General features: G+C 62.9%; 18 protein-coding genes. 11 read left to right on the top strand and 7 right to left on the bottom strand.

Annotated features, from left to right (window positions below):
* Positions 1 to 73 precede the first annotated feature (73 nt).
* The 3 genes from ACE3OO_RS19050 (at position 74) to ACE3OO_RS19040 (ending at position 2,739) form a co-directional block, all read left to right on the top strand.
* Positions 74 to 1,123: a COX15/CtaA family protein gene (locus ACE3OO_RS19050; RefSeq protein ID WP_374305394.1), complete on the top strand. Its 1,050-nt coding sequence runs from the start codon at positions 74 to 76 to the stop codon at positions 1,121 to 1,123.
* A 6-nt stretch (positions 1,124 to 1,129) separates the two neighbouring features.
* A complete protein-coding gene (gene cutA, locus ACE3OO_RS19045) occupies positions 1,130 to 1,456 on the top strand; it encodes a divalent-cation tolerance protein CutA (RefSeq protein ID WP_374305392.1) in 327 nt (108 codons plus the stop codon).
* 74 nt (positions 1,457 to 1,530) lie between these two features.
* Positions 1,531 to 2,739 carry an MFS transporter gene (locus ACE3OO_RS19040; RefSeq protein WP_374305390.1) on the top strand — a complete coding sequence of 403 codons (1,209 nt, stop codon included), beginning with the start codon at positions 1,531 to 1,533 and terminating at the stop codon, positions 2,737 to 2,739.
* 3 nt (positions 2,740 to 2,742) lie between these two features.
* Here ACE3OO_RS19040 and pobA read toward each other — a convergent pair whose 3' ends face one another.
* Complete coding sequence (gene pobA, locus ACE3OO_RS19035; protein ID WP_374305388.1) at positions 2,743 to 3,912, bottom strand: 4-hydroxybenzoate 3-monooxygenase; 1,170 nt, start codon at positions 3,910 to 3,912, stop codon at positions 2,743 to 2,745.
* 108 nt (positions 3,913 to 4,020) lie between these two features.
* Here pobA and ACE3OO_RS19030 point away from each other — a divergent pair, with 108 nt between their 5' ends.
* Positions 4,021 to 4,887 (top strand): helix-turn-helix domain-containing protein, encoded by an 867-nt coding sequence (locus tag ACE3OO_RS19030; protein WP_374305386.1) that lies wholly within the window; start codon positions 4,021 to 4,023, stop codon positions 4,885 to 4,887.
* 3 nt (positions 4,888 to 4,890) lie between these two features.
* Here ACE3OO_RS19030 and ACE3OO_RS19025 read toward each other — a convergent pair whose 3' ends face one another.
* From ACE3OO_RS19025 to ACE3OO_RS19015, 3 genes are read right to left on the bottom strand one after another with little or no spacing between them, the layout of a single operon-like run.
* Positions 4,891 to 6,210, bottom strand: coding sequence for an O-acetylhomoserine aminocarboxypropyltransferase (locus tag ACE3OO_RS19025; protein ID WP_374305384.1), 1,320 nt, complete (start codon positions 6,208 to 6,210; stop codon positions 4,891 to 4,893).
* 2 nt (positions 6,211 to 6,212) lie between these two features.
* The gene (locus ACE3OO_RS19020; protein WP_374305382.1) at positions 6,213 to 6,716 is read right to left on the bottom strand and encodes a CoA-binding protein; all 504 of its coding nucleotides are present in this window, start codon (positions 6,714 to 6,716) and stop codon (positions 6,213 to 6,215) included.
* A gap of 1 nt (position 6,717) precedes the next feature.
* Positions 6,718 to 7,518, bottom strand: coding sequence for an enoyl-CoA hydratase (locus ACE3OO_RS19015; protein ID WP_374305380.1), 801 nt, complete (start codon positions 7,516 to 7,518; stop codon positions 6,718 to 6,720).
* Positions 7,519 to 7,816: 298 nt separating this feature from the next.
* On the opposite strand from ACE3OO_RS19015, the gene galU reads away from it, so the two are divergent.
* Together galU and ACE3OO_RS19005 are read left to right on the top strand one after the other, a co-directional pair.
* Entirely contained in the window at positions 7,817 to 8,695 is an 879-nt protein-coding gene (galU, locus tag ACE3OO_RS19010) for a UTP--glucose-1-phosphate uridylyltransferase GalU (protein WP_374305378.1), read from the top strand.
* 27 nt (positions 8,696 to 8,722) lie between these two features.
* Positions 8,723 to 10,039: a UDP-glucose/GDP-mannose dehydrogenase family protein gene (locus tag ACE3OO_RS19005; RefSeq protein WP_374305376.1), complete on the top strand. Its 1,317-nt coding sequence runs from the start codon at positions 8,723 to 8,725 to the stop codon at positions 10,037 to 10,039.
* Here ACE3OO_RS19005 and ACE3OO_RS19000 read toward each other — a convergent pair.
* The 3 genes from ACE3OO_RS19000 to ACE3OO_RS18990 all read right to left on the bottom strand — a co-directional run bounded on the left by ACE3OO_RS19000 (position 10,006) and on the right by ACE3OO_RS18990 (position 13,892).
* Positions 10,006 to 11,268: a nitrate/nitrite transporter gene (locus ACE3OO_RS19000; RefSeq protein ID WP_374305374.1), complete on the bottom strand. Its 1,263-nt coding sequence runs from the start codon at positions 11,266 to 11,268 to the stop codon at positions 10,006 to 10,008. The two genes, ACE3OO_RS19005 and ACE3OO_RS19000, sit on opposite strands and share 34 nt — an antisense overlap.
* 199 nt (positions 11,269 to 11,467) lie before the next feature.
* On the bottom strand, positions 11,468 to 12,520 hold the full coding sequence (locus ACE3OO_RS18995; protein WP_374305372.1) for an adenylate/guanylate cyclase domain-containing protein: 1,053 nt from the start codon (positions 12,518 to 12,520) through the stop codon (positions 11,468 to 11,470).
* 151 nt (positions 12,521 to 12,671) lie between these two features.
* Positions 12,672 to 13,892, bottom strand: a complete 1,221-nt coding sequence (locus tag ACE3OO_RS18990; protein WP_374305370.1) for a serine hydrolase — start codon at positions 13,890 to 13,892, stop codon at positions 12,672 to 12,674.
* 203 nt (positions 13,893 to 14,095) lie between these two features.
* On the opposite strand from ACE3OO_RS18990, the gene ACE3OO_RS18985 reads away from it, so the two are divergent.
* The 5 genes from ACE3OO_RS18985 (at position 14,096) to ACE3OO_RS18965 (ending at position 20,184) form a co-directional block, all read left to right on the top strand.
* Positions 14,096 to 14,827, top strand: a complete 732-nt coding sequence (locus ACE3OO_RS18985; protein ID WP_374305368.1) for a hypothetical protein — start codon at positions 14,096 to 14,098, stop codon at positions 14,825 to 14,827.
* 193 nt (positions 14,828 to 15,020) lie between these two features.
* On the top strand, positions 15,021 to 15,542 hold the full coding sequence (locus ACE3OO_RS18980) for a phasin family protein (RefSeq protein ID WP_374305366.1): 522 nt from the start codon (positions 15,021 to 15,023) through the stop codon (positions 15,540 to 15,542).
* 176 nt (positions 15,543 to 15,718) lie between these two features.
* Positions 15,719 to 16,048, top strand: a complete 330-nt coding sequence (gene clpS / locus ACE3OO_RS18975) for an ATP-dependent Clp protease adapter ClpS (RefSeq protein WP_374305364.1) — start codon at positions 15,719 to 15,721, stop codon at positions 16,046 to 16,048.
* A 15-nt stretch (positions 16,049 to 16,063) separates the two neighbouring features.
* Positions 16,064 to 18,421, top strand: coding sequence for an ATP-dependent Clp protease ATP-binding subunit ClpA (gene clpA / locus ACE3OO_RS18970; RefSeq protein ID WP_374305362.1), 2,358 nt, complete (start codon positions 16,064 to 16,066; stop codon positions 18,419 to 18,421).
* Between the two features lie 152 nt (positions 18,422 to 18,573).
* Positions 18,574 to 20,184, top strand: coding sequence for an ABC transporter substrate-binding protein (locus ACE3OO_RS18965; RefSeq protein ID WP_374305360.1), 1,611 nt, complete (start codon positions 18,574 to 18,576; stop codon positions 20,182 to 20,184).
* Positions 20,185 to 20,225: the final 41 nt, after the last annotated feature.

Raw genomic sequence — 20,225 nt, 5'->3', positions numbered from 1 at the left:
GGCCGGCGGACTTGACCGGGGGCGGGGTGCGGTCTTTCTTCTGCTCCGGAATGTGCAGACGTAAGGGTTCGCGATGACCAGTATAACGGCAGTACAGGCAGTGACCGAAACGCGGCGCCAGGATGCCGGGGCCGTGGCGCGCTGGCTGTTTGCGGTGGCAGGACTTGTGGCTCTGATGGTGGTGATCGGCGGTCTCACGCGGCTCACCGAATCAGGCCTGTCGATGGTGGAATGGAAACCGATCACCGGCTGGCTGCCGCCGCTGTCGGAAGCGGCCTGGCAGGCCGAGTTCGAGAAATACAAGCAGTTCCCCGAGTACCAGAAGGTCAATATCGGCATGACCCTGGCGGGTTTCCAGAACATCTACTGGCTGGAATACATCCATCGTTTGCTGGGCCGCGTGATCGGCCTGGCTTTCGCCCTGCCGCTGGTGTGGTTCTGGCTGCGCGATCGCATCCCGCCGGGCATGAAGCCGCATCTGCTGCTCATGTTCATCCTCGGCGGCAGCCAGGGCGCGCTGGGCTGGTTCATGGTGAAAAGCGGCCTAGTGGATCATCCCGATGTCAGCCATTACCGGCTCACCGCCCATCTGGGCCTGGCCCTGCTGATCTTCGGCTACCTGCTCTGGGGTGGACTCTCTCTGCTGCGCCGTGGCCGCATGGTGGGGCTGCGCGGCGGCGGTATCGCCGGCTGGCTCGGTGCGCTGGTCTTCCTGCAGATACTCTCCGGTGGCCTGGTGGCTGGTATGAATGCCGGCCTGTCGCATAATACCTGGCCGCTGATGGATGGTGCCTTCATTCCCGACGGCCTGCTGATCATGCAGCCCTGGTGGCATAACGTTTTCGAAAATGCGATGACGGTGCAGTTCCAGCACCGCATGGGCGCCTATGCGGTCGCCATAATGGCGATTGTCACCGCGCTCACGCTCAAGGGCCGTGCGCCTACCGGCCTGCGTCACACACTGCTCACCGCCGTTCTGCTGCAGATCGGGCTGGGCATCGCCACCCTGCTGACGCATGTGCCGGTCGCGCTCGGCACTCTGCATCAGGCTGGCGCCGTGCTGGTGCTCGGCGTCGTCGTCACGCTGTGGCATGACCGCGCGCTGGCGGCCCAGAATGACTGACCGGGCATGAGCGACATCGTCTTGCTCTATTGCACGGCGGCCAGCACGGCTGAAGCCGAGACGGTGGCCGAAGCCGTGGTGGGCCAGCGCCTGGCCGCCTGCGCCAACATCATCCCCGGCATGCGCTCGCTCTACTGGTGGCAGGGCAAGCTGGAGCGGGGAGAAGAGGCGGTGCTGATCCTGAAAACCCGCCCCGACCTGGTGGAGGCCGCCACGGCTGCGGTGAAGGCCGCCCACAGCTACAGCGTGCCCTGCGTGCTGCCCCTCAGCGTGGGCAAGGGTGGCAATGAGGATTACGTATCATGGCTGCTGGGCGAAACCCGGCGCGATTGAGTGTTTGGATACAATTTTGGGGTTGCCTGACGCGCCGGCAGGGCTAGGCTGACGGCAACCCCGGAGACTCGATAATGACCCGCCATGCCGGCTTCCTGACGCTGGTTTTTTCCAGTCTGGCCCATACCTATTCGCATCTCTTCACTCTGCTCTATGCCACCGTGGTTCTGGTGCTGGAGCGTGAATGGGGCCTGTCTTATGCCGAACTGTTTGCGCTCTCCATCCCGATGAGTGTGCTGTTCGGCGCCGCGGCCCTGCCGGCCGGCTGGATGGGCGACAAATGGAGCGCCTCCGGCATGATGGCGCTGTTTTTCCTCGGCGTCGGCGGTTGCTCGATTGCCACGGGTTTCGCCAATTCACCGCTGGGTATCGGCCTGGGGCTGGCCGGCATCGGACTGTTCGCCGCCATCTATCACCCGGTCGGGATTCCGTGGCTGGTGCGTAATGCGGTGAATCGTGGCCGGGCGCTGGGCATCAATGGCGTATTCGGCTCCGTCGGCACGGCAGGCGCGGCCCTGGTGGCGGGCCTGCTGGCCGAGCTGTGGGGCTGGCGCGCGGCCTTCATTATTCCCGGCCTGCTTTGCCTGGTCACCGGCCTTGGTTTCGTCTGGGCACGGCAGGCCAGCCTGCTGCTGGATCGCGGCGAGGATGCCGTGCCGCAGGCGGCGCCCGGCAAGAGCGACATCTGGCGTGTCTTCTGGGTGATGTCGGCCACCATGCTCTGCACTGGCCTGATCTACCAGGCCACAGCCTTCGCCCTGCCCAAGGTCTTCGACAGTCGCCTGTCGGGCGTGTTCAACGACAGCATGCTGGGCATCGGCGGCATGGTCACCATCGTCTATACCTGCTCGGCTCTGTCGCAGCTTGTCGGCGGCGAACTGGCCGACCGCTACTCCCTGCGCGGCGTCTATATTGCCGTACAGTGGCTGCAGATCCCGGTCATCCTGATCGCGATGATGCTGATCCACCCGGCGCTGGTGCCGGTGGCGGCGCTGATGGTCAGTCTGAACGTGGCGGGCCAGCCAGCAGAGAATTCCCTGCTGGCGAAATACACGCCGCCGCAATGGCGCGGCCGCGCCTTCGGCGGCAAGTTCGTGCTCACGCTGGGCGTATCGTCGGTCGGTGTGGCGGTGATTCCGGTGATCTACCAGCTTACCGGCACGCTGGATGTGCTGTTCATCCTGCTGGCGGCCTGCGCGGCCGGCGCCGGTATCTTCGCCCTGCTGCTGCCGCGCGAGGCGAAGGATGCCGAGGCCGAACCGGTGCCGGCCCCGGCCGAATAGCGCCTAGTAGGGCAGGCCGACGTAATTCTCGGCCAGTGCCGTCATCGCCGCCTGTGACGAGACCAGATATTCCAGCTCGCTGCGCTGGATCTTCTGGTCGAAGCCGCTGCTTTCGGGGAAACGATGCAGCTGCGAGGTCATCCACCATGAGAAGCGTTCGGCCTTCCACACCCGACTGAGCGCGCGGGCGGAATAGGCATCGATGCCGGCAGACGACTTTTTCTTGTAGAAGTCCACCAGCGCCTGCCACAGGTAATACACGTCGCTGGCCGCCAGATTCAGGCCCTTGGCGCCGGTCGGCGGCACGATATGGGCGGCGTCGCCGGCCAGGAACAGCCGGCCATGGCGCATCGGTTCGGCCACGAAGCTGCGCAGCGGCGCGATGCTCTTTTCAATCGAAGGACCCGGCTGCAGGCGCTTGATCGCTTCGTCGTCCAACCGCCGCTTGAGTTCCTCGTAGAAGGCTTCGTCCGACCAGTCTTCCACCTTGTCGTCCAGCCGGCACTGGATATAGAGGCGACTGCGCGTGGGTGAGCGCATGGAGCAGAGGGCGAAGCCCCGATCGTGGTTGGCATAGATCAGTTCGTCCGAAACCGGCGGCTTGTCGACCAGGATGCCGAGCCAGCCGAAGGGATAGACCCGCTCGAAATTCTTCAGCACGTCAGTCGGGATGCTCTTGCGGCTGACGCCATGGAAACCGTCGCAGCCGGCGATGAAGTCGCATTCGATCTCATGCACCTGACCGCCCTTGCTGTAGCGCACCTTCGGTTTGTCGGTGCCAATGTCGTGCAGGCTGACATCCTCGGCCTCGTAGATCGTCTGCGAACCGATGGCAGAGCGACCGTCCATCAGGTCGCGGGTGATCTCGGTCTGGCCGTAGACGATGACACTCTTGCCGATCAGCTGTTTGAAGTTGATGCGATGGCGTGCCCCGCCGAAGGAAATCTCGATGCCGTCGTGGATCAGGCCCTCACGATGCATGCGGGTGCCGCAGCCGGCTTCGTCCAGCAGGTCGGCGGCGCCTTTCTCGATCACGCCGGCGCGAATGCGGCCCAGCACATATTCTCCGGTCTGGCGCTCCAGGATCACGTTGTCGATGCCGTGTTTGGCGAGCAGCTGGCCGAGCAGCAGCCCCGAGGGGCCGGCGCCGATGATGGCGACCTGGGTGCGCATGGGTGTTTCCTCCTGAACCGTATTGGGCAGAAGCTAGCGTCGGTCCGGCCGCGCGGCGATGGACAGGGGCAACAAAACATAGGACAATCCAAACATCATGGAGGTCCCGTGTCCGCTGTTCCCACCTATGCCCTCTATGGCGAGGCTGATCATACCGCATATGCGAACTGGCTGCATTGCGAATCGATCCCGGCCCGTTCGGCCCTGTTCGACTGGGAAATCGGGCTGCACCGGCATCAGCATTTCTTTCAAATTCTGAACATGACCGGGGGGCAGGGCGAGGCCCGGCTGGGCAATCGTTCCGTGTCGCTGGGGCCCGGCATGGCCGTCACTGTCACGCCCGGGATCGTACATGGCTTCCGTTTCTCGCCCGACACCGAGGGGCATGTGATCACCCTGCTGGGCGAGCAGGTGAACCGCATCCTGGGGCCGGGATCGGGTCTGCAGGGCCTGTTGGCCGAACCGCAGGCGATTGCCCTGGGCGAGGCGGCCCCTGAGATCGAGCGCAGCATGGCGGCCGTGGCGCGGGAATTCCCTGGCAGCGCACCCGGCCGGCTTGGACTGATCGAAGCTCATGTCGGTATCCTGCTGGTCACGCTGGGCCGCCTGGCGGCCGAAACGGCCGAGGAAGGCGAGATGACGCCCAACCGTACGGCGCGCTATGCCATGCAGTTCCGCATCCTGCTCGACCAGATGTTCCGCACGCAGCGCAGCGTGGCCTTTTACGCCGAGCGGCTGGGCATTTCAGAAGTTCATCTCAATCGCGTCTGCCGCGCCGCGCTGAAGACATCGGCTTTGGGCGCGATCAGCCAGCGCATCGTGCTGGAGGCCACCCGCGATCTTACCTTCACCGTGCTGTCGGTGAAGGAGATCGCCTATTCGCTGGGCTTCGACGATCCGGCCTATTTCACGCGCTTCTTCACCAAGCATACGGGCCTGACGCCAACCCAGTTCCGCAAGCGCAATCCGGCCTGAACGTCAGGCGGCGGCCAGAGCCTTCTCAAGATCTTTGATCAGATCGGATACGTCCTCGATGCCGATGGATAGCCGGATCACATTGTCGCCGGCGCCTGCCGACTGCCGCTGTTCGGGCGAAAGTTGGCGATGCGTGGTGGAGGCCGGGTGGATCACCAGGCTGCGCGTGTCGCCGATATTGGCCAGGTGCGAGAATATCTGCAGGTTCTCGACGAATTTGGTGCCGCTCTCGTAGCCGCCCTTCAGTCCGAAGGTGAAGACCGAACCGGCGCCCTTGGGCAGGTATTTCTGCGCCAGCGCATGGTAACGGTCAGTCTTCAGGCCGGCATACGACACCCAGTCGACTTTCGGGTGTTTCGACAGGAAATCGGCTACGGCCAACGCGTTGTCGCAATGCTTGCGCATGCGCAGGCTCAGCGTCTCCATGCCCGTCAGGATCATGAAGGCGTTGAAGGGCGATATGGCAGGGCCCAGATCGCGCAGGCTGATGGCGCGGCAGGCCACGGCATAGGCCATGTCGCCGAAGGTCTCCCAGAAGGTCAGGCCATGATAGGCTGGCGAGGGCTGCGACAGATGCGGGAACTTGTCGTTCTGGCCCCAGTCGAACAGACCGGAATCGACGATCACGCCGCCCATCGAGTTGCCATGGCCGCCCAGGAACTTGGTGGCCGAATGCAGCACGATGTCCGCGCCCCATTCCACGGGCCGGCACAGATAGGGTGTGGCCATGGTGTTGTCGACGATCAGCGGAATGCCGGCCTTGTGTGCCACGCTTGCCAATGCCTCGATATCCGAGATCACGCCGCCGGGATTGGCCAGGCTTTCGACGAAGATGGCTTTCGTCCTCGGCGTGATCGCGGCTGCGAAGCCGTTGATGTCGTCTGGGTCAACGAAGGTGGTATGCCAGTCGAACCGCTTGAAGCTGACGCCAAGCTGGGTGATCGAGCCGCCATAGAGCTTGCGCGAGGCGACGATGTGATCGCCCGGGTTCATCAGCATATGGAAGGCGACCAGTTGTGCTGCATGGCCCGAGGCCACGGCCGTCGCAGCCCGGGCATTCTCCAGCGCCGCGATCTTCTGCTCGAAGACCGCCGTGGTGGGGTTGGTCAGGCGGGTGTAGATGTTGCCAAAGGTCTGCAGGTTGAACAGCGATGCAGCCTGGTCGGCATCCTCGAACACAAAGGCCGTAGTCTGGTAGATCGGCGTGGTTCGTGCGCCGGTGGCCGGATCGGGCGCGGTGCCGGCATGCACCTGCATGGTATCGAAGCCGAACGACGAGGTATTTTCCGCCGCGCGGGCGGCGGGTTTGCTATCAGCAGCCACGGTCAGATCCTGCTCTGTCTTTTCGAATTGATGACGCGGGTATTGACGCCCATCCAGCCGATCTCGCGGCTCAGGCGCCCGAACTCGATCTTGGGGCAGCGATTCATCACCACCTGCAGGCCGGCGGCCTCGGCCTTGGCGGCGGCCTCGTCGTTGCGTACGCCAAGCTGCAGCCACAATACTTTCGCGCCGATCTTTATCGCCTCATCGGCTATCGGCGGGATGGCGGCCGAGGCGCGGAAGCAATCCACCATGTCCACCTTCACCGGAATCTCGGCCAGGCTGGCATAAACCCTTTCCCCCAGGATTGCGCCACCGGCTTCCTTGGGATTCACCGGTATGACACGGTAGCCCTTCTGCTGCAGGTACTTCATGGCAAAGTAAGAGGGGCGGTTCCAGTTCGGGCTGGCACCCACCATGGCGATCACATTGGTTCGGCGCAGGATGCCGCGGATGTAATCGTCGTCGTAATTGTCGTGGTCGATCTTTTCCAATGTCGCGCTCACGTCAGCGCCCTTCCCATTTCGGTTCACGTTTCTGGATGAAGGCATCGATACCTTCCTCGGCATCGCGCGCCAGCATGTTTTCCGTCATCACCCGGCTGGCATAATCGTAGGCCTGTGCCAGCGTCATATCGAGCTGACGGTAGAAGGCTTCCTTGCCGATCTTCACAGTCAGTGGCGATTTCGCCGCGATCTGGCGGGCCAAGCCAAGCGCGGCGACGGCAAGATCGGATTCGGGCACCACGCGGTTGACCAGGCCGATCTCGGCTGCGCGGCTGGCCGGCAGCATGTCGCCGGTCAGCAGCATTTCCATGGCGTGTTTGCGCGTGACATTGCGCGACAGCGCCACCATGGGCGTTGAGCAGAACAGGCCGATATTGACGCCCGGTGTGGCAAACCGCGCCGTTTCAGCCGCCACGGCAAGGTCACAGCTTGAGACCAATTGGCAGCCGGCGGCGGTGGCGATGCCATGCACCTGGGCAATCACCGGCTGGGGCAGGGCTATGACTGACTGCATCAGCATCGAGCATTGCCGGAACAGGGCTTCGTAATGCTGCCGGCCCGGATTGGCTCGCACTTCCTTCAGGTCATGGCCGGCGCAGAAGCCCGGGCCATTGGCGGCGATAATCACCGCTTTGACACTGCGGTCAGCCTTGATGGCATCCAGCTCGGCCTGCAATGCTGCCATCAGCCCGACCGATAGGCTGTTATAAGCCTTGGGCCGGTTCAGGGTCAGGCGGGCAATCCCGGCTTCGGGCTGGTCGCGCAGGACAGGCTGGGCGGACGGGTCTGGCGCGGCGGACATCGATCGTTTCCTCAAGGTGCGTCTTCGTGGGCTTTCATCCCGGCCGGGCATGATACGGCGGCCGGGCAGGCAGGGAAAGCAGGCCGGGATGCCCTGAAATCGGCGGCGGACGGTCGCATTTCCGCCCCATTACAAGGAGATAAGCGGTGCATGAGCAATCCGGCCACCCCCATTGCACCCGCCGGGAGGCCGGCGTAAAAACCGCCTGTGCCTCAGAGGGAATCGTCCAGGGGACGAGTGCTGGGGTGCCTGGCCGAATCATCCGCCCGCAACAACAACCAAGAAAGTCGCGCCATCCATGATCCGTCCGATCCGTACTGCCGTGTTTCCCGTCGGCGGCCTCGGCACCCGCTTCCTGCCGGCCACCAAGGCGATGCCGAAAGAAATGCTTCCGGTCGTCGACAAGCCGCTGATCCAGTATGCGGTCGAGGAGGCCCAGGCGGCCGGCATCGAGGAATTCATTTTCGTCACCGGCCGCGGCAAGCAGGCGATCGAGGACCACTTCGACCGCTCTTACGAACTGGAAGACGTGCTGCGGGAGCGCGACAAGACTGATCTTTTGGAAGCCATCAATAGCTGGATGCCCAAGGCCGGAGCCGTTTCCTACACCCGCCAGATGGAACCGCAGGGGCTGGGCCATGCCGTGCGCTGCGCCAAGTCTCTGGTGGGCAACGAGCCTTTTGCCGTATTGCTCGCCGACGACCTGATCCTGTCGCCGCGCGGCTGCCTGGCCGAAATGGTCGAAGCCTATAACAAGGTGGGCGGCAACATGATCGCCGCCATGGACGTGCCGCAGGAACACACCAAGCGCTACGGCATCATCCAGCCCGGCAAGGATGCCGACAAGCTGGTGGAAGTGAAGGGGCTGGTGGAAAAGCCGAGCCCGGACAAAGCGCCGTCGCGGACCGCCGTGATCGGCCGTTACATCTTGCAGCCCAGCGTGTTCGATCATCTCGATCAGGTGGAACGTGGCGCCGGTGGCGAGATTCAGCTGACCGACGCGCTGGCCCGCATGATCGGCGAAGTGCCGTTCCATGGCCTGCGTTTCTCGGGCACACGTTACGATTGCGGCGACAAGATCGGGTTCCTGCATGCCAACATCGCTTTTGCCCTGCATCGGCAGGACATGCGCAGCGATGCGGCAGCCATCATTCGCGAGATCAGCAAGACGCTCTGACCATTCAGCGGCGTGGGGGATTAGACGATGCGTGTAGCCATGATCGGCACCGGCTATGTGGGACTGGTGTCGGGTACTTGTTTCTCCGAGTTCGGCCACACGGTCGTTTGCGTCGACAAGAACCCGGACCGTATCGGCAGTCTTCAGCGTGGCGAGATACCGATCTTCGAGCCCGGCCTCGATGATCTGGTGACCCGTAACGTCAAGGCTGGCCGGCTTTCTTTCACCCAGGATGTCAAAGCCGCGGTGAAAGAGGCCGATGCCGTTTTCATCGCCGTTGGCACGCCATCCCGCCGCGGCGATGGCGAAGCCGATCTCTCCTATGTTTATGCCGCCGCCAAGGAAATCGCCGAGGCCATCGAGGGCTATACCCTGGTGGTCACCAAGTCGACTGTGCCGGTCGGCACCGGTCGCCAGGTCGAGCGTATCATCCGCGAAACCCGACCGAATGGTGAATTCGAGGTGGCGTCCAATCCGGAATTCCTGCGCGAAGGCGCGGCGATCGAGGATTTCATGCGGCCCGACCGCGTGGTCTGCGGCGCCGAGAGCGATCGGGCGCGCGAATTGCTGCGCCAGCTATATCGGCCGCTATACCTGAACGAGACGCCGATCCTGTTCACCGCGCTGGAAACAGCCGAGTTGATCAAGTATGCGGCCAATGCCTTCCTCGCCACCAAGATCACCTTCATCAATGAAATCGCCGACCTGTGCGAGAAGGTGAATGTGAACGTGCAGGACGTGGCGCGTGGCATCGGTCTGGATGGCCGTATCGGTGGCAAGTTCCTGCATGCCGGGCCGGGCTACGGTGGCTCGTGTTTTCCCAAGGACACCCAGGCCCTGGTAGCGACCGGCCGCAAGTTCGACGCGCCGCTGCGCATTGTCGAAACGGTGGTCGAGATCAATGACATCCGCAAGCGGCGTATGGCCGAGAAGGTGATCGAGGCGTGCGGCGGCAACGTGAAGGGCAAGACCGTCGCGGTGCTGGGGCTCACCTTCAAGCCCGAGACCGACGACATGCGCGACAGTCCCAGCCTGGAAATCCTGCCGGCCTTGCAGGCTGCGGGTGCCACGATCCGGGCTTTTGACCCCGAGGGCATGAACGAGGCCAAAAAGCTGCTGCAGGATATCGTCTGGTGCGCCGACTCCTATGACGCGGCCAAGGGCGCCGACGTGCTGGTGATCATCACCGAATGGAACCAGTTCCGCGCGCTCGACATGGCTCGCCTGAAAAGTCTGCTCAAGCAGCCGGTGCTGGTCGACCTGCGCAACATCTACAAGCCGACGGAAATGCGCCAGGCCGGGTTCAGCTATTATTCGGTCGGCCGTCCCGCCGTCAGGGCCTGAGCCGCGCGCTCGCCACGCAGATACCAGCCGAGCGCCAGCAGCAGCAGAACCAACGCCAGCCCAAAGGTCCAGCGATAGGCTTCTGCCGGATAGCTGCCGTCGGCGCCACGCGGCCAAAGATCGATCAGCCAGCCCATGCCCGCCTGGGCGAAGAAGGTGAAGCCGAACACCACACCATTCAGCAGGGTATTCACCCGGCCGGCCTGTTCCAGGGTGAACTGGCCGCTGAGAATCGGATAGGCGAGCACGGTGGTATTGCTGATGATGCCGAAGGCGATCCAAAGCAGCGGGTTGGTCGGCGTCCATCCGCTCGCCATGACGGCCAGCACAATGGCATAGAGCGATACGCCCCAGACCATGGTGCGACTGAGCGGGATGCCGCGCTTCTGCAGCCGGTCGGCCGCGATGCCCGTAAGCGTGAAGCCGGCAGTGAGGGCGGCGGCCAGCAGGAACAGCAGCTTTGCGGCGGCGGCGCGGTCCAGTCCGCCGACATCGCGCAGGTAGGGTCCGGCCCACAGGCCCTGGATCGCCATGCCGCTGGCCATGCCCATCATCGAGACCGGCGCAATGCGCCAGAAGCGGCGGTCGGCAAGGAACCGGCCGCATTCGCGCAACTGCGCACCGAGGCCAAGCATCTGGCTGGCGGCGCGCGGCCGCTCAGGCACCACAAAGAAGATGGTCAGCGAGGCACAGACAGTCAGCACCGCCAGTCCCCAGAACAGCATGGTCCAATGCGCATGCTCCAGCGCCAGCTCCACAGGAAGGGTGGCGGCCAGCGCGCCCAGGCCGCCAGCAGTCATGAACACGCCATTGGCCAGAGCCCAGCGCTCCTTGGGTAGCCACAGCGCGATCGCCTTCATGGCCGACATCAGGCCGCCGGCGACACCCAGACCGATCATGGCGCGGCCGATGATCAGGTGGCTCAGGCCTGAGCCGACGGCGAAGACGACTGCGCCGAGCGCCGCCGAGAGCAGCAGTGCGGCCTGCACGCGGCGCGGGCCGAAACGGTCGAGCAGGATGCCCAAGGGAAGCTGGAAGGCGGCGAAGGCGACGAAATAGGCCGCGGTCAACGTGCCGAGGTCGCCGGCGCCGATTCCTAGGTCGCGCTGCAGGTTTGGCGCGATCACCGCATTCACGCTGCGGAACAGGTAGGACATGAAATAGCCGCAGGCAAAAGGCAACAGCACGCGGCCGGCGATGAATGCCATGCTGTAGATAGGCGCAGACATTGTCTTGATTACTCCTCGGTGTTGCCCTCCTGTCTGTGCCATGCGCCAGACAGGGAGAAGCAACCAAGGGGCGGGATGCCATGCCGTCCGCAAATACGGGGCGGCAAATCAGGGCTTCGGGCTGCGGTCAGGATAGCCAACCGGCCGGGGCTTGTCAGCAACGGGATACCGAACATGTCCTCAAGTTTTTTTGTATCGTTTACGAGACGGCGAACAGGGTTATAGCAGCGCTTTTGCCGGGGAGCGAGAACTGCCCCAGCGGGGTGGCGGCCACCCCGGGCGGCGGGACGGCGGCAACGGCCTCGGCCGAGGCGATGGTGGCATGTTCAGGCAGGCTCTTGGCGAGTTGCTCTATCCGGGCGGTGGTGTTGATGGTATCGCCCAGCAGCACGATCTCGCGTTTCACTTCGCCCATCTCGCCGGTCACCACCTCGCCGGCATGGAGCACGGCGCGGAATTGCGGGGCCACGCCGAAATCGCGCAGGTAGTCATCGCGCAGGCTGTCGAGCCGCGCATGGGCCTCGGCCACGGCGGCGAATCCGCCGGATGCATCGCGGCGGCCGTCCAGCGGCCAGGTCACGATCATCTCGTCGCCGACATATTTGTGGATCACGCCGCGCCAGCTCAGCACCGGCTCGGTGAGATCGGAGAAAAACCGATTGAGCAGGCGATGGAAAGCCAGGTCGCCGATCCGCTCGGCAATAGCCGTTGAGCCACGCATGTCGAAAAACACGAACAGGCGGTTTTCACGGCGGGGATGGTGATAGCGCCCGCGCAGCATGTTGCCCAGGACGCCGGGCCCCAGCAGCAGGGACATTTCCATCACGAAGGAAAACACCGTGCTGAAGAGCAATGCGAAAGCCACGGTGATGATCGTGGTACGGTTGAAGCCCGTGCCAGGATCGCCGTCAATGCGGAACAGCTGCCCGCCCAGCCAGACGCTGCCCAGGATCGCGGCGGTGTAGTATGCCCCCTTGATCAGGACCAGCCAGAGGAAGGGCAGGCTGCGCAGCCGGGCGCGGCCGGTATTGACCAGGAAAATATCGAACCAGCCGATCAGTCCGCCGATCATCAGGCCGGTGAAGATGCCGCGCAGTGTGCCGCGGACGATGTCCTCCAGCAATTCATGCGGCTCGCCATAGGCCAGGATATAGGTGAGGACACCGCCATAGATCGCGCCGGCGACGGCCGACACCGCCAGCACATAGGCCAGGGTTTTTTGATAGCGGCGGAGCAGGTTGGGTGAGGTCATGCGGGGCAGGATAGCCGGAAGTCGGGCTTCATGGGAAACCTGCGTCAGCTTGGGGTGGGCCGAGCGGACAGGGCACTCAATGCTGGTATAAAAACACAGACGCCGCGGTGATGGCTGTCACCGCGGCGCCAGAACGAAATACGAGGATGGATCAGGCGTCAGGCGAGACGACCGAGCAGGTCATCTTCTCGCGTTTGAGCTGTTCGCAGGCCTGGCGCGCGCTGGTCTGGGTCAGGCCGGTGAGGCGGGCGCGATAGAGCGTGACCTTGCCTGCATCCACGGCATCGACCAGCGGTTCGGCGGCTGGCAGTTTGCTGCGCACGCGGTCGAGCAGCTTTTCGGCCGCGGCCGCCTGCTTGAAGGCGCCGAGCTGAACAGCCCATTCGCCATTGCCGGCGCCGCCGTTGGCGCCATTGCTGGCCTTGGCTTCCGTGCGGGGCTTAACCTGCTTCGACTTCGCCGGCTTGGCCGTCGCGGCCTCGGCGCTGGAGATCAGGCCGAAATTGCGGTCGGTCTTTTCAGCCATCACCGGCGCGTTGCTGCCGTCGATCTTCTCGAAAGCGGTGTCGAGCAGCTCGATCATGCGGTTGTCGCGGGCGGTGACGCTGGTGCCGCCGAATACCACGCCGATGACGCGGCGACCGTCGCGCTTGGCCGAGGCTACCAGGTTGAAGCCCGAGGCGCGGATGTAACCGGTCTTGATGCCATCCACGCCTTCATAGCGCTTCAGCAGATGGTTGTGGTTGTTGAACACCTTGTCGTTCCACTCGAATTCCGGCGTGGAGAAGTAGGTGTAGTAGGTCTTGTGGTTCTTCAGCAGGGCCTGGGCCAGGGTGGCCATGTCGCGGGCGGTCGTCTTCTGGCCCGGATTGGGCAGGCCCGAGGCATTGCGGAAGGTGGTGCTGGTCATGCCGAGCTGGTGCGCGCGGCGGGTCATCATGGCGGCGAATTGTGCCTCGCTGCCGCTGCCAATGGCTTCGCCCAGCGCCACGGTGGCGTCGTTGGCGGATTTGGTCACGGCGGCCAGAATGGCATCGCGCACGATCAGGGTCTGACCGGGACGCAGGCCAATGGCGGACGGCGCCTGGCCGGCGGCATGGGCGCTGACCGGGATGCGCTGGTCCAGCTTCAGGCGACCATCCTTCAGGGCGTCGAACGCCATGTAGAGGGTCATCATCTTGGTCAGCGAGGCCGGGTAGCGCTGGGTATCGGCTTCATGGGCGTGCAGCACACGGCCGGTATCGGCATCGACCACGATGGCGGAATATCCGCCCGCATGTGCCGGGGCGGAAAGGGAGGTCAGGGCGGCAATGAAACAGATTGTTACAAGGACGGGCAGAGTCCGACCCACAAACAGACCAAATCGGTGCATTATACCCCCACCTTGTCCGAGCCTGGAAAACAGGCTGCTTCGGATTTGTACCAGGGCCGGGTAGCCCCCCAGGCCGCGAATCGGATGTAGGATATTAACCATGCCACCCCTTGTCCAGCGGATTGTTTCCTAACAAATTGAATCTGCTAGATTCATTCGGAAGCCTCGCTCCGCATGGCGCGACAAATGGAAAGCTTAGTGTGATGCAGCTTAAGAAATCGTTCCCCGCCGTTTCCGTCCTGGCCGCAGTTCTTCTGCTGGCGGGTTGTGCCGCGGTGGGCCCGACCGACGATCCCTTCATGCGCAGCCTGACCTGGGAACGCTATGTGGGTGGGGATGACATCGACCGGGCCTGTCAGGCCGGGCAGCCTGAGCGCTACCGACTGGTCTACAACGCCATCGAGGAAGAGCAGCGTCGCACTTATGACCTGAGTGCCATGGTCGATGGCGGTGCGATGCTGGAGGTTCAGGTGATTGGTCGCCCCGCTCTGAACGATCCCAAAAACCCGATATCGGTGCGCGATCCTCTGGCCCCTTGGCGAGGACAGCGGGCGATGTACCGGCTGAATGCGACGGAATATGCCGCGCTGAAACAGGCTATCGGCGCCACCGGATTCGAGACGCCGGCGCCGGAGGGCCTTTTCCTGCGCGGCGACGGTTTTTACTGGACGGCCAGCGCCTGCCGGGATGGCCGTTTCCACTTCCACGCCTGGGCATCGCCCTCGGCGGAATTCGACCGCATGGCGGTGCCGCTTCTGGAGGCCCTGCAGCCTTATGACAAGACAGGAGTTGAGGTCCGCCGGCCCTATGAAGTGCCACTGCCGCCCTACAGCGTCTATCTGAATGCCTATGACCGGGACGGCATACGGTCCGTTCCGCATCGCTTCCAGGTGCATGGGAACGGGTTGCGGTATTCTCAGGGAACTATCAACTAACTGATATATAATGATTTATGTGGCTTTCCCGCTGCGGCGCACAAGAAATTTGTGCGCCGCACAATTTTTTGATTGACCAATCCGGTATCTGCTCCTATTTTAGCCTTGTTGCAGCGCAGCATTATTTGATGAGCCGCCGCCCCCGCAAAGCGGGTCCGGCCTGTTACCCACCGGACAAGCAAGGACGTTTCCCATGGCTACCAAGAGCAAGACCACCAAGACCGAAACCGAAGCCCTGACCGGCAATCCCTATGAAGCGGCGATCTTCGCTTCCAAGGAGCAGGTGGAGAAGGCCCTGAAAGCGTCGACCGAAGCGGTCGAGAAGGCCTTTTCGATGGGCAAGGAGCGTTTCGATGCCGTCGCCAAGAGCGTCGACGACGCCGCCAAGCTGAGCAAGGACCAGGTTGAGGCCTTTGTGTCGGCCGGCAATGTCGCCGCCAAGGGCATCGAGAGCATCAATGCCGAGGTCATGGCTTTCACCAAGAGCCAGATCGAGGACCAGATCTCGGCCACCAAGGCGATGATGGGCGCCAAGACCCTGCAGGAACTGATCGAACTGCAGAACGATTTCGCCAAGAGCGCCTTTGAGGCCTATACCGCTCACACCACCAAGCTGAGCGAAGTGGCCACCAAGGTCGCCCAGGAGACCTTCGCCCCGATCAACGCGCAGGTTCAGGCCACCGTCGAAAAGATGGTGAAGCCCCTCGCGGCTTGATCCGGCCGGCCTCAGCGGCCCCCAGTTTCCTCCCCAGAGTACACTGCGTTATGGGGCCCGGTGATCACACCGGGCCCTTTTTTTGTGCCAAGGGTGCTGGTATTTTTAACTCTTAAGGCCATATCATCCTTCCGTGCACCGCTTTTCTGGTGCCGCTGTAAGCTTGGATTTGAGGCATGAGCGAACGGGATGGACGTGACGGGCGCGGGCGCACCGAGGTCGGCGTGGTCACCAAGACCCGGCCGAAGACGCAGAAGCCGCCCATGTACAAGGTGCTGCTGCTGAACGACGACTATACCCCGATGGAATTCGTCGTTTATGTGCTGGAGCGCTTTTTCAACAAGGCCCGCGAGGAAGCCACGCGGATCATGCTGCATGTCCATCAGAAGGGCGTGGGCATCTGCGGCGTGTTCACCTACGAGGTGGCCGAGACCAAAGTTACCCAGGTGATCGACTTCGCGCGTCAGCATCAGCACCCGCTGCAATGCACTATGGAACGCGACTGAGGGAGGCAACGGCGCATGGCATCATTCTCCCGCACGCTTGAGCAGACTTTACACCGGGCCCTGTCGCTGGCCGGTGCCAAGAAACATGAATTCGCCACGCTCGAGCATCTGCTGTTCGCCCTGACCGAAGACCAGGATGCGATCGCCGTGATGCGCGCCTGCAATGTCGATGTGGAAAAGCTGCGTCAGCGGCTGGGTAATTTCATCGACGAGGAACTGCGCGGCCTGGTTGCCGACGTGTCGCAGGATGCCAAGCCGACCTTGAGCTTCCAGCGCGCGGTGCAGCGCGCCCTGTTCCATGTGCAGTCGTCCGGCCGCGAGGAAGTCACGGGCGCCAATGTGCTGGTTGCGATCTTCTCCGAACGCGAGAGCCATGCCGTGCATTTCCTGCAAGAGCAGGACATGACCCGGTTGGATGCGGTCAGTTACATCAGCCATGGCGTGGCCAAGGCGCCGACCCGCAACGAGCGCCGCCCTGTGCGTGGTGCTGACAGCGATGTTGAACAACGCGCTGAGCGCGCGGAGCGCAGCGAACGCGATCGCAATGCCGCCAAGGAGAAGGAAGCGCTCACGGCCTATTGCGTCAATCTCAACGAGAAGGCCAAGGCCGGCAAGATCGATGCCCTGATCGGCCGCGAGGCGGAGATCGAGCGCACGATCCAGATCCTGTGCCGCCGCACCAAGAACAATCCGCTCTATGTCGGTGACCCGGGTGTGGGCAAGACCGCCATCGCCGAGGGGCTGGCGCGCCGCATTGTGCGCGGCGAGGTGCCGGAAATCCTCAAGGACGCCACCATCTACGCGCTCGACATGGGCAGCCTGCTGGCCGGCACGCGCTATCGCGGCGATTTCGAGGAACGCCTGAAGCAGGTGATGCAGGAACTGGAATCCCAGCCCGGCTCGATCCTGTTCATCGACGAGATGCATACCGTGATCGGCGCCGGCGCCACGTCGGGTGGCGCCATGGATGCGTCCAACCTGCTCAAGCCCGCGCTGGCCTCCGGCGCGCTGCGCTGCATCGGTTCGACGACATACAAGGAATTCCGGTCCTATATCGAGAAGGATCGCGCGTTGCTGCGCCGGTTCCAGAAGATCGATGTCAACGAACCGTCGCTGCCCGATGCCGTGAAGATCCTGAAGGGCATCAAGACCTATTACGAACAGCATCACGGCGTGCGCTACACCGAAGACGCCATCAAGGCCGCGGTTGAGCTTTCGGCCAAGTATATCAACGACCGCAAACTGCCAGACAAGGCGATCGATGTGATCGACGAGGTTGGCGCGGCCGAGTTGATGAAGCCGGAAAGCAAGCGGCGCAAGACCATCGGCGTGAAGGAAGTCGAAGCCATCGTCGCCAAGATCGCGCGCATCCCACCCAAATCGGTGTCGCGCGAGGACAAGGAAAGCCTGCGCAACCTGGATGCCGAGCTTAAGCGGGTGGTCTACGGCCAGGATGAAGCCATCGACGCACTGGCCAGCGCGATCAAGCTGGCACGGGCCGGCCTGCGCGAACCCGAGAAGCCGATCGGCAATTACCTGTTTTCCGGTCCCACCGGCGTGGGCAAGACCGAAGTGGCGCGCCAGCTCGCTCATATCATGGGCGTGGAGCTGATCCGTTTCGACATGTCGGAATACATGGAGCGTCACAGCGTCTCGCGCCTGATCGGCGCGCCGCCGGGTTATGTCGGTTTCGACCAGGGCGGCCTGCTGACCGATGCCGTCGACCAGCACCCCCATTGCGTGCTGCTGCTCGACGAAATCGAGAAGGCGCATGGCGACCTGTTCAACATCCTGCTCCAGGTCATGGATCACGGAAAGTTGACCGACAACAATGGCAAGCATGTCGATTTCCGCAACGTGGTGCTGATCATGACCACAAATGCCGGTGCCTCCGAAATGTCGAAACAGGCCATCGGTTTCGGCCGCGGCATGAAGGAAGGCGAGGACGAGGAAGCGATCAAGAAGCTGTTCACGCCGGAATTCCGTAACCGCCTGGATGCGGTGATTCCGTTTGCGGCACTGTCGCCGGATGTGATCAACCGCGTGGTCGATAAGTTCGTGGCCCAGCTGGAGGGCCAGCTGGCCGACCGCAACGTTACCATCGCGCTGACGGATGAGGCGCGGGCCTGGCTGGCCGAGCGCGGCTACGACAAGCTGTATGGCGCCCGACCGCTCGGCCGCGTGATCCAGGAAAACATCAAGAAGCCGCTGGCCGACGAGCTGTTGTTCGGGCAACTGGCCAAGGGCGGCCATGTTCTGGTCAAGGTGGCCGAGGACAAGCTGGCCTTCGAATTCACGGCCGACAAGGGCGGGGGCGACAAGGGCGGCTCCACCGGCGATGGCGGCGGAAAGGTACCAGAGTACGTGCACTGAAGATTGAGTTCTTCAGCGGCAGCGTATCGCGGACCGTGAATCCGTAGACATAAATTCTCCATAAAATTACAGTCGTGCCAGGCGCGCGAGGTTGATGGGTTTTTCCCCAAAAAGCCTTGTGTTGTCGTCGCATAACAATAAGGAGGCTTTTTATGGTCGTGTTCCGATTGAAGGCTGCATTGCTGGCCGGCGCTTTTGCACTGGCTGCGCCGCTGGCGATGCCGTTGATGGGGGGAGAGGCGTTTGCGCAGGCCAAGACGCTGCGCTGGGCCAGTCAGGGTGACTATCTCACCATGGACCCGCATAGCCAGAACGAGGGTCTGACCCGCACCGGCAGTTTCCAGACTTATGAAGGTCTGGTGGGCTACAGCGCCGACCTGAAATTCGTGCCCGCGCTGGCCACCTCGTGGAAGCCGGTCAACGACACCACCTGGGAGTTCAAGCTGCGCCAGGGCGTGAAGTTCCATGACGGCAGCGATTTCACCGCCGACGACGTGGTCTTCTCGGTCAAGCGTGCCCAGCATCCGAACTCGGATTTCAAGACCTACATCGCCAGCATCAAGGACGTGAAGAAGGTCGACGCGCAGACCGTGCATGTCGAGACCAATGGTCCGAATCCGATCCTGCCGAACCAGATCGCCAATATCTTCATCATGTCCAAGGCCTGGGCAGAGAAGAACAACGTGGTCAATCCGCAATCCTACAAGGACAAGGAAGAGACCTTCGCTGTCCGCAACAGCAACGGCACCGGCCCGTTCATGCTGAAACTGCGTGAGCAGGATGTCCGCACCGTGATGGCGAGGAACCCGAACTGGTGGGGTTTGAAGGACAATCCGCACAATATCGACGAGATTGTCTACACCCCGATAACCACGCCGGCGACCCGCGTGGCCGCGCTGATCTCGGGCCAGCTCGATTTCGTGCTCGACGTGCCGGTGCAGGACGTGGAGCGCGTTAAGCGTTCGCCCGGCCTGCAGGTGAAGAAGACCAATGAGATCCGTTCGATCTTCCTTGGTCTCGATGTCGGCAGTCCGGAACTGAAGTATGCCGATGTGAAAGGCAAGAATCCCTTCGCCGACAAGCGCGTGCGCCAGGCGATGTATCATGCCATCGACATGCAGGCGATCCAGCAGAAGATCATGCGCGGCGACGCCGTGATCGCGGGCATGATCACCTCGCCGGGCGTGCATGGCTATGACACGGCGATCGACAAGCGCCTGCCGTACGACGTGAACAAGGCCAAGGCACTGCTCAAGGAGGCCGGCTATCCGAACGGTTTCGGCGTCAGGCTCGATTGCTCGAACGACCGCTATGTGAACGACGAAGGCGTGTGTCAGGCCGTGGTCGGCATGCTGGCCCAGGTTGGGATCAAGGTCGATCTGGCGGCGCAGTCGAAGACCCTGCATTTCCCCAAGCTGCAGAAGAAGGATACCAGCTTCTTCCTGCTCGGCTGGGGCGTGCCGACCTTCGACAGTCACTACGTGTTCTCGTATCTGGTGCAGACTCCGGATGGCAAGAACGGCACCTGGAACTTCACCAACTACTCGAACCCGAAGCTGGACGGCATGATCAACGGCATGCTGAGCGAGCTGGACCAGGCCAAGCGCGACAAGCTGATCGCCGATGCCTGGAGCATCGTCAATGACGAGGTCATCTACCTGCCGCTGCACCACCAGGTGCTGAACTGGGCGATGAGCGAGAAGCTTGACATGCCGATCATCGCGGACAACGTGCCGCGTTTCCATTTCGCCAAGATGAAGTAATCGGATCTGCCGCCCCCGGTTCTGCCGGGGGCGGCGGCCTT

It is taken from the genome of Ferrovibrio sp. (assembly GCF_041906005.1).
Classification (GTDB): Bacteria; Pseudomonadota; Alphaproteobacteria; order Ferrovibrionales; family Ferrovibrionaceae; genus Ferrovibrio.
This window is presented reverse-complemented; position numbering and strand designations above follow the sequence as displayed.